This is a genomic window from Pontiella sp. (assembly GCF_041622395.1).
Taxonomy (GTDB): domain Bacteria; phylum Verrucomicrobiota; class Kiritimatiellia; order Kiritimatiellales; family Pontiellaceae; genus Pontiella.
The window spans coordinates 1-15692 of record NZ_JBFJYW010000007.1 but is presented as its reverse complement, the minus strand read 5'-3'; the positions used below and the strand labels follow the sequence as shown (position 1 = coordinate 15692).

General features: G+C 57.3%; 7 protein-coding genes and 1 pseudogene. All 8 read left to right on the top strand.

The genetic code is table 11. The features are described 5' to 3' along the window. The first annotated feature begins 23 nt into the window (after window positions 1-23). Window positions 24-4016: a hypothetical protein gene (locus ABYO54_RS00980; protein WP_372806018.1), complete on the top strand. Its 3993-nt coding sequence runs from the start codon at window positions 24-26 to the stop codon at window positions 4014-4016. A gap of 229 nt (window positions 4017-4245) precedes the next feature. Continuing rightward, entirely contained in the window at window positions 4246-6891 is a 2646-nt protein-coding gene (locus ABYO54_RS00975; protein WP_372806016.1) for an Ig-like domain-containing protein, read from the top strand. Between the two features lie 111 nt (window positions 6892-7002). Continuing rightward, window positions 7003-7764, top strand: a complete 762-nt coding sequence (locus ABYO54_RS00970) for a PEP-CTERM sorting domain-containing protein (protein WP_372806014.1) — start codon at window positions 7003-7005, stop codon at window positions 7762-7764. 357 nt (window positions 7765-8121) lie between these two features. Next, window positions 8122-9579, top strand: coding sequence for an alpha-L-fucosidase (locus ABYO54_RS00965; RefSeq protein ID WP_372806013.1), 1458 nt, complete (start codon window positions 8122-8124; stop codon window positions 9577-9579). Window positions 9580-9636: 57 nt separating this feature from the next. After that, entirely contained in the window at window positions 9637-11013 is a 1377-nt protein-coding gene (locus ABYO54_RS00960; protein ID WP_372806011.1) for a sulfatase, read from the top strand. Between the two features lie 73 nt (window positions 11014-11086). Then, complete coding sequence (locus ABYO54_RS00955; RefSeq protein WP_372806009.1) at window positions 11087-13348, top strand: hypothetical protein; 2262 nt, start codon at window positions 11087-11089, stop codon at window positions 13346-13348. A 156-nt stretch (window positions 13349-13504) separates the two neighbouring features. Next, the gene (locus ABYO54_RS00950; protein WP_372806007.1) at window positions 13505-15034 is read left to right on the top strand and encodes a sulfatase; all 1530 of its coding nucleotides are present in this window, start codon (window positions 13505-13507) and stop codon (window positions 15032-15034) included. A gap of 128 nt (window positions 15035-15162) precedes the next feature. After that, a pseudogene (locus tag ABYO54_RS00945) lies at window positions 15163-15692 on the top strand (hypothetical protein); the annotation flags it as partial.

Genomic DNA, 15692 nt, shown 5'->3' with positions numbered 1-15692 from the left:
GCAGGAACAATTGATCCTTGGGGATGATGAAAATGGGAATAATCGAGATGCGAACGTTATTCTGTTTGTCCGTCTGTTTGCTGCTGGCGGCAAAGGTGCAGGCCGATCCGCGCGAGACAACGTGCAGTTTTGCGGATTTGAGCGTCCATGACTCGCTCGATAACACCCTGAACGTGGACGATGACACCAATGGAATAACGGTTGGCCGGACGGTGGTTGGTGACGGGTATAAATACATGGTTACCTATGCCAACCAGGATTTTGATGGCGATGCGACGAATGACACCCTTGCATTTGCATTCAAGGTGTCCGCGGTTACGGGCTCAGTGGCTGATCATTACCTCATCGCTTCCTCGGCCACGACCAACGGTGCCGTGGCGAGTATTGGTTCCATCGACGCGCAGGTCGATATCAGCACCGATGAATTTACGGTTGGCGGAAACATGGGCGACGGGGAAACGCTCGTCTTTACATTGCTCGGGGCTTATTCAAGCGTGGGAACCGCCCAATTCAACGGTTTTGATGGACTTTCCTTCAAGGAGAATGCCAGCAGCTATGGGCATGGGTATGTGGTCGGCGAGGGCCGCGGTCTGTTTGGCGAGACCTGGAACAACAACGGTAGCAGGAGCATTGCCCCGATCAATACGCTGATTGTCACGGCGGATCAAAACGGCGGATCCAACCATTACCCCGAAAAATGGGGCGTCCAAAATGTCTCGTTCGGTTTTACGGTGACGGTGAGTGGCGAGCCGGAAGTTGCCGAGGATTTCTATGTTTCAACCACGGGGGATGATGCCAACCCCGGAACGTTGGCGGAACCCTTCGCCACGGTCCAGCATGCCCTTTATGGGATGGGGCCCGGCGACACCTGCTATATCCGCGGGGGGACATATCGCGAGGCGGTCGACCTGTCGTGGATAGCCGGTGCCGAGGGCAACCCCATAACGTTGACCCCCTTCGGCGATGAAGAGGTGAAATTCGACGGTACGGTTGCCATCACCAACAGCTGGACCCTGGACGAGGGAAATATCTACAAGACCACCCTGACGGAGGATATAACGCAGCTGTTCGTGGGGGAAAAACTGATGACGCTGGCGCGTTTCCCCAATGCGCCGGCCTTCTCGGATCAGATGTGGAGCTATGCGTCGCATCGCCGAAGGGTGGCATCAAGCAGTCGGTTTGAAGTGGTTGATAATCCGAATGCGGGGGCGAGCGCTACGCTGGAGGGGGCTGGCTTCTCGTTCAATGATTGCGTGGCAGTGTGCAATTTTGCCGATCACGTTACGTATGCCCGGCTGGTCAAGGATCATGTGGCCGGATCCAATACGTTCAACGTTGCCTGGATGGAAAAAATCGGCACATCGAACTACTATTTCATGGAGGGCGGAAAAGACAACGCGGAACGCGCCATGCTGGATATGGCCGGGGAATGGGCCTATGACGAATCCTTCAAAACTTTATATTTGTGGTCCGAAGACGGGCAGAACCCAACGGGGCGGGCCATCTATGGCAAGACGCAGGAGTGTGCGTTTGTCGGGAATGCGTATACCCGGCATATCGTCATCGACGGCTTGGATTTCTGGGCAACGACTGTGGCGTTTGCTTCCTCCGACGATATCACGATCCAAAATTGTGACTTTGACTATTATGTGGCATCAAAACGTGCACTCGGGGATATCAGCGCGTCGGTGACGGCTTCGTTCATCGGGGAAGAATCGGATTTTTGTCAGGATATCACGGTATATAACTGTGCATTTCGTTATGCGGACGGCGCTGGGCTGGTCGGTAAATATGTGGAAAACATGCTCATCGAAAACAATCTTTTTAGCGAGATTGATTTTGCGAACATCGATGTTTTTGCGGCGGTTCAAATGAACAATGCGCAGGATCTGGTCTACCGGAGGAATACGATGAAGACGGCCGGAGCAGGGCAGGGTATGTCGGCCAATCGGTATAAAACCGGTCCCATCAGGCCGGTAACGATTGAGTATAATTTCCATACGGATTGTGCGCGCAAGCAGGGAGACGGATCTTCCATTTATATGCCGCACGATGATGTGGTCGAATCCGTCGCCCGTTACAATTGGTTTATTGGAAATTATGAACGGGACTTCAGATGGGACGGGTGGAACGACCCCTTGCTCGGCACCAATGCGAACTTTTACTGCAATGTCGCCATGTCGACGCTGATCAAGGCCGTCGCGGTCGGTGATGGGTGTCATCTCAAGGGGGATAACCACGAGGTGTACAATAATACCGGCATTGGAAAATGGTCATCGGTTGAGGTTTCCATCGGCAAAGGGGGCAATGCACATTCAACCTCGCGTAATAATGCCGCCGACCTGCTGGATGACTATTTGGAGCAGGCCTCCAATCCCGATTATTTCACGAGCGAAGCGTGGTTCAGCACGACGAACAGCACCTATCATCGCAACGAGAATGACTGGGGACTCCCAGGGGACGATTCCAACAACGTCGCTGCCCAGAAAGAATCGTTTAAGATGAGCAGCCAGTTGCGTGATGCGGACAACTGGGATTTTCGCCCGCGGGCGACCGCCACCGCACTCATTGATCAGGGTACCAATGTCACGTGCACCGTTAATGGCGTAGCGTTTGACGTGACGGCAGGATTCCTCGGTGATGCGCCGGATATTGGCGCCTATGAATTCGGGAAGGATTCGTACTGGATTCCGGGCCGTCAGGAAGCACAGGCCTCCATGCCGGTTCCGAAGAACGCAGCCGTGGCGGTTCCGATCGATGCCGACCTGATGTATCTTATCGGCCTAGGAGGCGCGCGGGCCCATATCTACGTTGGGTCGAGCCCAGACCAGTTGGAATTCGCCGCCACCCGGAAAGACCCGCAGAACATCGTGGAATTCGCCGAAGCCCCAGGGTTGGAACCGAACCAAACCTACTATTGGCGCGTCGATACCGAGCTGGCCGACGGCTCCGTTGAGACCGGAGAGGTTTGGTCGTTCGATACCGTCGGAATGATTCCCATGAGCAGCAGAACCGTTGCCAAGAGTGCCTATTGGGATCCGGTAACCGATGATTATGGAACGGTGACCTCCTGGATTTATGACAGCGTCGGCACTAGTTATGACCGTTCAGCGATCCTTTATTCGACCAGTTCCTACCAATCGGCCGGGGGATTTAGACTGACGGTCTACTATACGATCGGCCTTCTAGACGATGGAGGGGCGAATAACTTTTCCTTTGGATTGGTCAGCGATGAAACCGAATTGACCGGCTTTGCCAGCAATCCGTTTAAGGGCCAGACGGATGTATATAGCCTAGGAGCAAACCTGACGACCCATGGCGGCACGGAGAAGCAAGGGCTGAATTTCACAGACGGAACGGCATGCACGAACCTGGATCAGTCGGGCGACAACGTCCAATTCGCCACGAAGAAATCGACCCGGGTCGACATCGAAATTCGGCAAGGCGGCGTCTGGAGCTATTCGATCAATGGCACGGTGGAGGCTTCTGGAACCATTGCAGAAGGCTTTGATCTGACTAAACGCTACCGCGTGGTCGTCTATGGCCAGGATGACAATGGAAATGGAAAATCGATCCAGGATGTGGCACTGGAATTGTTGAAATACGACAGTTATCCCAGCTGGGCGGCCGGCTATGGTCTGACCGGCGACAACGCGCAATTCGGCACCGATGCCGAGAACGGCGGTGCCGGTGACGGCTACGACAACCTGGCGGAATATGCCCTTGGCATGAACCCGACCCGCGCAGATGCCGGATCGAAGGAATTCTTTGCCCCGGTGGTTGAGGGAGGAACGAACTATTTCGAGTTTGTCCACAACCGTCGGACGGACCATGCCGAGCAAGGGCTGACCTATCTGCTGATCGACACCACGAATCTAGTCGATTCCGTTGCGTGTACCAATATGCAGGACCAAATCTTCGTCGGCCCCGCAGTTGATGGCTACGAAACCGTCACCAATCGCTATGCGGACGAGGGTCTTGCCAAGTTCTTTCGGCTCAGGATCCGGCAGGAGTAGCGGATCCCGGTTTGGGGATTTTCGAGTATGAATTATTTTTCATAGGGAGGGGGAAGGCGAACCACATGTCCCGATCGACCGAGTTAAAAATAGCATGGGCCGTGTCCTATAAAATGGGGATAGACAGCTGTTCTGGACCGAGTAAATTCAAGAAAGACTCGTAAAACAGGCGCATATCGTGGCGCTGGGTCGCACACACGGGAGACAACCCTAAACGGAGGACGGGAAGATGAGGAAAAGTTGGTTGGGAATGACGACGGTGCTGGCGGGGGTCCTGCTGGCCGGAACCGCTCAAGCGGCGGTTATCTATGAGGATAACTTTGACGAGGATGGGCTGGGCGTTAATACGAGTGGCGTCGGTGGCGGGCTGCAAAGTAACGTGATTCGGCAACACTCTTGGGACGATACGGGCGTCTTGCAGTTTGTAACAAGCGCCAACACCCACTACCAGAATCGGGCCATCGCTTATACGGAGAATGGGTTTCAGTCAACGGAGGGGTTTGAGCTGACGGTCGATTATTTTTGGACCAGTGATGGAGGCGCAAGTGCCCTCTCCTTCGGTTTGGTAGGCGATGACACGGATCTCTCCACCTATAGCGGCTTTCATCCGTTTTCGGGGGATTCTTCCGTTTACAGCATCGGCGTGAACGCCAACAATGGGAACTTCGCCTTTACGGATGGTTCAAGCGTGACGAATCTGGACAATGCATCCAGCTTGCTGGGGCCATCAACCTCCAAGGATTTCGTGGTTGTTCTGTACATCGTTCCCGATGGGTTGGGCGGGGCGGATTGCTCCTGGTCGATCGACGGCGCGAATCAGGGGACCAACAACATTGCGGTATTTGATTTCAACAAAACCTTCCGCTTTGTCGCGTATGGCCAGGACGACCAAGGTGACAAAGGGATCAATTCCGTATCCCTGAATGCACTCGGCAATGCGGCTCCCATCGCCGATTCGCAGCAGGTCAAGGTGTACCCCGACACGGCGTGGGACATCACGCTGACCGGCTTCGATCCAGAGGGCGGTAGCCTGAGCTATACGATCGTGGATCATCCGACCAACGGTACGCTGGACGTCAGCTCGATTCCGAATGTGATCTACACTCCGAATGCGGGTTTTGAAGGCGCAGACGGCTTTACCTTCATCGTCAACGACGGGGGGCTCGATAGCGACCTGGCCACCGTTTCGATCACGGTGGCGCCGAATGACGCGCCCATCGCCGATTCGCAAAGCGTACAGACCTTGCCCGATACCGCACTGGGCATCACGCTGAGCGGCAGCGATACGGACGGCCCCAGCAACCTGACCTATACGGTCGTGGGTTCGCCGACCAACGGCATGCTCTCGGGAACCGCGCCGGATTTGGTCTACACGCCGGACTCGGGCTTTGCGGGAACCGATGGATTGACCTTCAAAGTCTTCGATGGGCTGGATGAAAGTGCGCTGGCTACGGTGTCGATCTCGGTGTCGAATGAGTTGCCGGTCGCCACGGCGCAAAGTTTGGCGGTGTCACCCGGCTCCACATTGGCGATCACGCTGAGCGGCAGCGATACGGACGGCCCCAGCAACCTGACCTATGCGGTACTTTCAAACCCGGTCCACGGCATGTTGGCGACAAACGTCGCGCTGCCGGATCTAACCTACACGGCGGATGCGGGCTATGAAGGTCTCGACAGCTTCACGTTCCTGGTCAACGATGGTCTGGCGGACAGCGCCCCGGCCACCATTACGATTTCGGTAACGAACTATGTTCCCCGTGCGAATTCGCAGCAGGTCATTCTCGAATATGGAACCAACGCCGTGATTACGCTGAGCGGCAACGATCCGGAAGGCAGCAACCTGACCTATGCCGTGTCGGCCCCGGCCCACGGGACGCTGAGCGGCACGGCGCCTACCCTGACCTATACCCCGGATGCGAACCATGAAGGGGCGGACGGTTTTACGTTCACGGTCAGCGACGGCGTACGCAGCAGCGATCCGGCCACGGTCAGGATTTGGGTCGAGCCCGCCGGCGTGAATCTTTCCTTTACCGATCTCGGCACGGGATTGGCAACCTCGAACAACACGTTGAAGGTTGGCGGGAGCACCAGCAACCTGGTCGTTGAGGGCGTTGCCTCGGGCAACGATTATATCTATTCGGTAACTTACACGGGCGCGGATTTCGACGGGGATGCCGTCAACGACACGTTGACCTTCGACGTACGGGTCGAGGCCCTGAACGGCAGTACGGCCAGCACGACCTTCATCGCTTCCGATACGGACGTGAATGCGTACAAAGGATCCGCGGCCATCGGAACGAACGATGTTTCGGTTACCCTCAACGCGAATGGATGGGCCGTTGCCGACGGATTGATGCAAGCCGGGGAAACCTTGGCGCTCACGGTCCAGAACCTCAGTGTTTCCGCGAGTCAGAGTTTGACCCTCGCTTCGCTGAACCGTTTCACGGGGGTTACCTATCGAGAGACCAACAACAGTTATGGCCACCAGGTCGTCATCGGCGAAGGAGCAAGCGCGTTGTTTGCAACCCGGTTCAATGCCACGCAGTATGCCATCAACGGCGTTCTGGCCGAAAGCAACCCGCTGTACGTAACCTCGGCGGATCTCGGTGGGGTCCCCAGTTCCTTCGCGCTGCGATGGAATTTGTATCTGGCCGACTTCAGCATCAACATCAAGCCGGGCGGCGTGCCCGACGTTGCTCTCGGGGTCTCCGGCGGCAACCTGGTGTTTAGCTGGGAAGGCAATGTCTCCTATGACGTGCTGACCAATGCCAACCTCGTATACCCGAAATGGGGTGTTGCGATTCCGGGGGCCACTTCGCCTTCGACCAATGCCATAGGCAGCGAACCCCAGCTGTTCTTCAAGCTGAGCGAATAAATGTGGGTGAGGGTACGGCAGTACGCCGTACCCTTTCCGGTTGAAAACCGACTTTTAGAAATAAAACAATTGGGAAAACAAGGGGTTTCCCGAATCTACAAAGGAGAAAAAATGAAAAAAATTATAGCCCTTCTAGTTGTTTGCCTGCTGGCGTCGGTGGGCGTGCAGGCGGCGATCATCTATCAGGACAACTTTGGAGAGGATGGGCTGGGCGTTAATGCTGGCGTCGGCGGTGGGCTGACCAGCAGAACGATCCGTCAACACTCTTGGGACGATACGGGCGTTTTGCAGTTTGTAACAAGCGCCAACACCCATTATCTAAATCGGGCCATCGCCTATACGGACAATACCTTTCAGTCATCGCAAGGCTTTAAGCTAACGGTCGATTATTTTTGGACCAGTACGCTTGGGGCAAGCTCTCTCTCCTTCGGCTTGGTGAGCGATGACACGGATCTCTCCACCTATAGCGGCTTTCATCCGTTTTCGGGAGACACCAATGTTTATAGCTTCGGCGTGAACCCGGACAATGGGAACTACGCCTTCACGGATGGTTCAAGCGTGACGAATCTGGACAATGCATCGGGCTTGCTTGGCCCTTCATCAACCGATTTCGAAGTCGCAATGACTGTCGCCCCTGATGGATCGGGCGGAGCGGATTTCGCGTGGTCGATCGACGGCGTTAATCAAGGGTCTAAAAACATTGCGGTATTTGATTTCAACAAATCGTTCCATTTTGTCGCCTATGGCCAAGATGACCAAGGTAACAAAGGCATCAATGCCGTGACGCTCGAAGCCATCCCTGAACCGGCTGCACTGACGCTGGTCGGATTGAGCGGGCTCGGCTTTATGTGGATAAAGAAACGGTTTAGCTAAGATTATTGGCTGATTCAATGGATGGCCTCCCGGAAGATTCCGGGGGGCATTTTTTGTTCATGGCGGAATGATGCCCTCCGAGCGCCGCAATCCTCCGACTCCGAATCATGCGTGGATATGTTCAGGTTTCAGTCGGTGCCTCTCTGGCGGCTCGCGCCGGGGGATCATGAAACGGTTTCCGGGGGTCCTATAAAATAGGGATACGCAAAGTGGCGGGATTGCATACAATGCGATCACTTGTGGAAACGGTACGTTCGAACCGTATGGATGTACCGGGGACAAAAGAATCCGCGAGCGGTCTTGTTCGGAGTGCGGAACGGAACTTTTTATGGCGAATCGCAAGGGATCGATATCAAGATGATTAAGCGAATGGTGTGTGTGGCGGCGTTGTTGGGCGGAGCGGCTTCTGCGGCGCCGATCGAGCCGACCTGGGAGTCGCTGGCGGCGAACTACCAGGTGCCGGAATGGCTCGTGGATGGAAAAATCGGCGTGTGGTTCCATTGGGGAATTCCTTCCGCAGTCGATGAAGACCGTCCGAACGACGGGTCGTGGTATGGCAAAAACATGTACGGCGGCGGAAAGAAGATCGCCAAGGAGTTGTGCGAGTGGCACACCCAGCGGTATGGGCCGCCGGAGGAATTCGGGTACGAAAAAATGATCCCGCTGTTCAAGGGCGAAAAGTGGGATCCGGACGCCCTGGTTGCATTTGTTAAGGAGAACGGTGCGCGCTTCATCATGCCCGTGGCGTGTCACCACGACAATTTCGACATGTATGACTCCTTCCACCCCTGGAACTCCGTCGATATGGGTCCGCATCGCGACACCCTCAAGGAGTGGAAAGCGGCCGCAACCAAATACGGCCTCAAGTTCGGCATCTCCACCCATCTCTACTGGTCGCCGGGATGGTTCAGTCCGGCCCGCAAATACCAGAAAGAGGGAACGCTGGAGTGGAAGCTCTTCAACATGGATTATTCCCCCAAAGGCTTCGCCGAACAGGACATCTGGAACGAACACTGGTATGCCCGCTGTTGGGAGATCGTCGAAAAATACGACCCCGACATGTTCAACCATGACTGCGGCTCATACCCCAAAGCGGAGTTCCCCAAATTCATTTCGGAATACATCAACCGCGATCTGCAGGAAAACGACGGCAAGCAAACCGTCGTCTTCTCCACCAAGAATCCCGAGTTGGACCGCAAGGCCTTCACCTACAACCTGGAGCGCGGCGGCGCCGGCGAAATCAAGGAAATCCCCTGGATGTGGGCGACCGACCTATCCGGCGGCTGGTTCTACCGTGCAACGGCCGTCAATAAAATGACCATTCCGGTGATGGTCGCCAATGGGGTCGATGCCATCAGCAAGAACGGGATCGTCATGCTCAACATTGCCCTGCGCGGCGATGGCACCCTGCCGGAAAATCAGGCCGACTATCTCATCGCCTTCGGCGACGTTCTGAAGATCAATGGCGAGGGCATCTATGGTTCCCGTCCGTGGAAGACCTTCGGCGAGGGTCCGTTGGAGGTGAAAGACGGCCGCCAGGGCGAAAACCACCAGGAGTTCTCGCAAGCGGACATCCGTTTCACCACCAAGGACGGCGTGCTCTACGCCTTCGTGCTGGCGCCTCCGACGCAGGATATCGTCATCAAGACGCTGGCGCTCGGCGGAGTGCTGGAGCAGGAAATTGCTTCCCTCGAGCTGATGGGCAGCGATGAGCCGCTTGAATGGAACCGCTCGGTGGATGGATTGACCATCCCGTTGCCGAAAAAGCTGCCGGGGCAGATCATCAACGGATTCCGTATCACGGTGAAAAACTAGCAAACCACCCCGCCCGCTTTCGACGAAGGCACCGCGGGCTAAATGGAGAACTATTCGATGAAGAAAAAATGCGGAAGCCTAGGCGTCTTCCTTTGTATGGGTTTTGTGGTTGCATCGGCCGTAGTTGGTGCGGAGCGTCCGAATATCGTGGTCTTTCTGGCCGACGACATGGGGTGGGGGGACGTGCGCTGCAATGGCAACGAAAAGATGATTACCCCCAACATCGACAAGCTCGCATCGCAAGGGGTGCGGTTTACGCAATGCTATTCGGCATGCGGCGTCTGCTCGCCTTCGCGCTCCGCCATTCTCACGGGGCGCACGCCGTATCGCAACGGGGTGTGGCGGCATCTTTCCGGGAACGGTCCGTCGCATCTTCGCGCCAGCGAAACCACCTATCCCGAACTGCTGCGCGCGGCGGGCTACGAAACCTGCCATGTGGGCAAGTGGCACCTGCTTTCGAAAAACCAGTTCAACAATCCCGAGTTTCCCCAGCCGGGCGACCACGGGTACGACTACTGGTTCTACACGCACAACAATGCCGCCCCCAGCCATAAGAACCCGAACAACTTCGTGCGCAACGGGGAGCCGGCCGGGGAGCTGGAGGGCTATTCCGCGCCGATTGTCGCGCACGAAGGAATCCATTGGCTGGACGAGGTGCGCGATCCTTCGAAGCCATTCGCGCTGTCGGTCTGGTTCCACGAACCGCATGCCCCGGTCGCGACGGACCCGCGTTTCTCGAGCCTCTACGAAGGCGATCGGAATGCGAAGCACTTGGGCAACATTACCCAGCTGGACTTCGCGCTCGGAGCGCTTTTGGACGCGCTCGAAGAGCGGGGACTGAGCGAGAACACCCTGATCATCTTCACATCCGACAACGGTCCCGAAGGCAAAGGCGGTGCGACCGGCGGCTCGACCGGTGGACTGCGCGGCCGAAAGCGCAACGACTACGAGGGCGGAATCCGGGTGCCGGGCGTGGTGCGTTGGCCCGGGCATATCGAACCGGGAACCGTCAGCGATGTGCCCGTCATTGGTTCGGACATCTTTTCCACCGTGCTCGCGGTCTGCGGGATTCCGCAGCCGACCGACCGGACGATCGACGGGGTCAGCATGCTGCCGGCCTTTGAAGGCAAGCCGGTAGCGCGCAAGACGCCGCTTTTCTGGCGCACGCATGTTTCGCCGCCGGAGGATCGGCTCGCCATGCGGATCGACAACTGGAAGCTGGTGGCCAACGATACGATGACCGCGTTCGAGCTCTACGACATCCCCAACGACGCGCAGGAAGAAAACAACCTGGCGCAGCAGATGCCGGAAAAAACGGAGGAGATGAAAAAAATCCTCGTCAAGCTCTGGAAGGAGATCGAAGCGGAAGGCCCGCGCGATTGGTGGGAAGGCGAAAAACAGAAGCCGAAGTCCGGCGGAAAGCTGAGCTATTAACCACGGTCCTTTGCAGGACCGCGATGCCGCGAAACAGGGCGACGGTAAAGACGTGAAAATGATCCGGAGCGTTTTGAGTATAATCTTGGCCGGAAGTGCTTCGGCGATGGCGGCGGAATATTATGTTGCGCCGACGGGCGACAACCGGAACCTGGGAACCCTGAAGCAACCGTTCGCCACGATCCAGCATGCGGTGGACAAAATGTGGTCCGGCGACACCTGCCATATCCGCGCGGGGGTCTACCGCGAAACAATCGATCTGGGCGGCAAGGCGGGGGCCCCGGGCAGGCCCATCACGCTGACGGCCTACAACGGGGAAAAGGTGGTGCTGGACGGCACCATGGCCATCGATGGCAAATGGACCTCGGACGGCGGCAAGGTCTACCAGACCAAGCTGGACGAAGACATCACCCAGTTGTTTGTGGACGGCCAGCTGATGACGCTGGCCCGTTTCCCCAACGCGTTGGCCTTCTCCGACGCCGTATGGCATCGATCGGCCGCCCGCTGCGGGCAATTGCCGGAATCGCCGAATGGCCACGTGATCGATGCGGGCAAAGACGGCAAGTCGATTGCGGATGCGGGGTTTTCCTTCAACGGCTGCGTGGCCTTGCTGAATTTCGGCGCGCATGCCACCGCTTCGCGCATTGTGGAGAACCATGCCGAAGGCTCCGCCGAGTTCGACTACACCCCCCGGCTATTCAAACACAAAACCACGAACGGTTATTTCTTCGAAGGGGGTGTTGGGAATGCGGAACGGGCGCTGCTGGATACGGCGCAGGAGTGGGCGTATGACGAATCGACCCGAACCCTCTACCTCTGGGCCGACAACGGACTCAATCCGCAAGGCCGCGCGATCCAGGGCAAAGTCCAGACCTACGCCATCACCGGAAATGCCGAAACCAAACACGTGATCCTCGACGGGCTGGACTTCTTTGCGACGACGTTCTGCTTCGAGAAGTCGGACCACATTGCAATCCGGAATTGCGCTTTCCGCTACTATGCCGCATCGAAGCGCGCGCTGGGGGCGACGGGCCCATCGGAGACGGCGCTCTTCAAGGGGAGCGAGGAGGATTTCTGCCGCGACATCACCGTGTACAACTGCGAATTCACGTATTCGGATGCCAGCGCGCTGGCGGCCCAATACGTCGAGCGCATGACGATCGAAAACAATCTCTTTTACATGAACGACTATGCGTGCGTGAACAACGACAACGGGAAGAACGAAGGCTTCAATCCGAGCAGCACGATCAATCTGGACAACATGATGGATCTCGTTTACCGGCGGAATACGCTTTCGGTGAACGGAAACGCCCAGAGCTTTTCGGTCAACCGCTACATCGAAGGCAAGCGCGGCCGGCGATTCACCCCGAACGGATACGAACCCGAAGCGGTCCCCGCGACGCTGTGCGAATATAATTTCCATACCCGTTGCGGCCTGCTGCATACGGATGGAACCTCGATGTATTCGCCCCATGAACACGTGAAGGAGTCCGTGGCCCGCTACAACTGGTTCATCGACAACGGGCAAAGGGACTTTCGCTACGACGGCAACAACAAGCCGCTTCAGGGGGTTCACGCCAACGTGTACCGCAACGTCTGCATGTCGGGCATCCGGCGCCATTCGCCCTCGAACGGGGACGGCATGCATATCAAGGGCGATTACCACGAGGTCTACAACAACCTCGCCGTCGACGGCAACAGCGACCTGAACGTGGATACGGGGTCCGGAGGCAACGCCAACACCACGACGCGCAACAATGCCGCCCAGGAGTTCCTCGACAAGCCGGTTCCCGGGGCCGCCTCCCACAACTATGCCGGGGGAAAGAACCGGAAGCGGGTGCGCGAACTGCTGCGCGATCCGGACAACTGGGACTTTCGCCCGCGCGCCGATGCCGCGGAATTGGTGGACCAGGGCATCCCCGTCAAATGTTCGGTCAAAGGCAAAACGATCGATGTCACGGCGGGCTACGTGGGGAAGGCGCCCGACATCGGCGCCTATGAATTTGGCGACGAGGTCTATTGGATTCCCGGACGGCAATTGGCGCGGGCCTCCATGCCGGTTCCGAGGGATGGAGGCGTGGATGTTCCGCTGGATGCCGATCTGATGTATCTGATCGGCCTGGGCGGCGTGAAAGCCGGCATCTATTTTGGCGAGAGCCCGGATCGGCTGAAGGGCATGGCGGTCGTCGAAGCGCCGCAGAACATCTTCAACGTGTCGGACAAGTATCGGCTCAAGAAGGGAAGAACCTACTATTGGCGCGTGGACACTCTGCTGGAAAACGGTTCGGTCGAGGAGGGCGATGTCTGGTCGTTCACGATCGCTTCCGGGGAATAGGAACGGGGTCCCATGGCAAAGCACAACTTGGCAAAAGGGATTCTATTCGCACATTCGATATGGCATATTCAGCGGTTTCGAATCGTATAGCTTCGGCCGAAGATGGGGCGCGCAACGCGAAAACGGAATCTAAGAAAATAAACAAGGAGCATGGCAATGAAGATTAAAGTTGGAACGAGGAATGGCGGGATGCCGGTTGCATTCAACGCCGTCCTTTTGTCGCTTACCTGTTTCGCCGGAGTGGCGAGTCAGGCGGCTTCCGGGAAACCGAACATCATTTACCTGATGGCGGACGACCAGAATTATGGCTCGGTTGGTTGCTATGGCAATCCCGATGTAATTACGCCGAACATGGACAAGCTGGGGGCGGAGGGCATGGTCTTCGACCGGCACTACAACACGACCTCGATCTGCATGGCCAGCCGCGCCACCGTGATGACCGGGATGTATGAATACAAAACGGGAACGAATTTCGACCATGGAGACATGAAACCGGAGATCTGGCAGAAGTCCTACCCGGTCCTGTTGCGCGAAGCGGGCTATTTCACGGCGTTCGCCGGCAAATTCGGGTTTAAAGTCGACGGCCGGAACCAGGGGCTGTGTCCCGAAGATTTCGATCTGTGGGGCGGCGGCCCGGGACAAACCTTTTATGAGACCATCAAAAACAAATCCATGGCCAAGTATGCCGAGGAGTATCCGCACTCCACCTTGTCGTACGGCGCGTTCGGGCGGGATGCGATCCGCGAAGCGGTGAAGCAGCAGAAACCCTTCTGTCTTTCGATCAGCTTCAAGGCGGCCCATCGGCCCGTTACCCCGGACCCGCGTTTCGACGACGTCTACGCCGGGAAAAAGATGACCAAGCCGGCGAACTTCGGGCGCGAGGCGGGCGAGCACATGTCGGTGCAGAGCAAGCAGGGCCGGCAGTATCCGCGGTTCGAAGGGTGGGATTACGACAAGGACTACGACGGGGTCATGGCGAAGTATTACCAGCAGGTTTATGCCATCGATGTCGCCATCGGAATGATCCGCGACGAGCTCGCCGCCCAGGGCGTGGCCGACAATACCGTCATCATCTACACCAGCGACAACGGCTTTATCTGCGGCGCCCACGGCTACGCATCGAAAGTGTTGCCGATGGAAGAGGCCGCCCGTTCGCCGCTGCTGATCTATGATCCGCGTTGCCCGACGGCCGGAAAGAAGCTTCGCAGCCCGGCGTTGACGGGCAACATCGACTTTGCGCCGACCATTCTGGAGCTGGCCGGTCTGCCCGTCCCGGAAAACATGGACGGGGTCAGCCTGTTGCCGTTGCTGAAGAATCCGGCGGCGGATGTCCGCGAGCAAATGGCCTTCATCAATGCCTGGGGACGGGTGCCGACACAATGCCTGACGGTGCTGACCAAGGAGTTGAAGTACACCTATTGGTGGTATGGCGATGCGAAAATGAAACCCGTTGAAGAGCTCTACCACTTGACCAAGGACCCGCTGGAAATGAATAACCTGGCCAACAACCCGGAAGCGGAACCGATGCTCAAGGCAATGCGCGTGAAATACGATGCCGAGCTCGCGCAGTGGAATCAACAGGCGGTGGAGCATAACAATTACCGGCAGTACGGCACGCTCTTCGACCGCTCCGTTCCCTGGGAACAGAAAAAGTACACGGGCAGGGTCAACAACGGCCTGCAGTAATCCGCGGCAGGCCCCTGGGAGCCGCGGGGCGCGGCGTATCCCCAATAATGGGGATACCCAGCCCCGCCGAATCACCTATTCTGTACAACATGAATCGTTGAATCGCGAACCAGGACAAGGAATCAAAGATGAAAACATGGGGTTGTATTGCGCTGGCCGCGCTGCTGGCGGGGGGAGCGTGCGACCGCGCTTCGGGAATCGAAGTGTCGGCGTTCTGCCAGGCGCAGGTGCCGGGGAAATATATCCTGGAGGCCGAGGCCGGGTCCTGGACCTGGGGCATGGCGCCGATCTACGACGAAGCGGGCCGGCTGCACATCTTCAATTCGGTCATCCCCAAAGATGGCAGCTGGATCAGGAACAGCAAGATCGTCCACTGGGTGGCCGACGGACTGGAGGGCCCCTACACGCTGCTCGGCAACGTGTTTGCGAGCGATGAAGCCAGCTATCATAATCCGCAGATTTCCAAGGTGGGCGACACCTACGTTCTGGTTTTCCTGCTCAACCGCTACAACGATGAAAACGGTTCCATGCAGGAGGTCGGTCTTGCCACGGCCAAATCGTTGGACGGCCCCTGGACCGAAAGCCCGCTGAATCCGGTGATCCCGGCCTCCGGCACGTTGAACGGGGCCAACATCATCCATGCCTCGAATCCCACCTT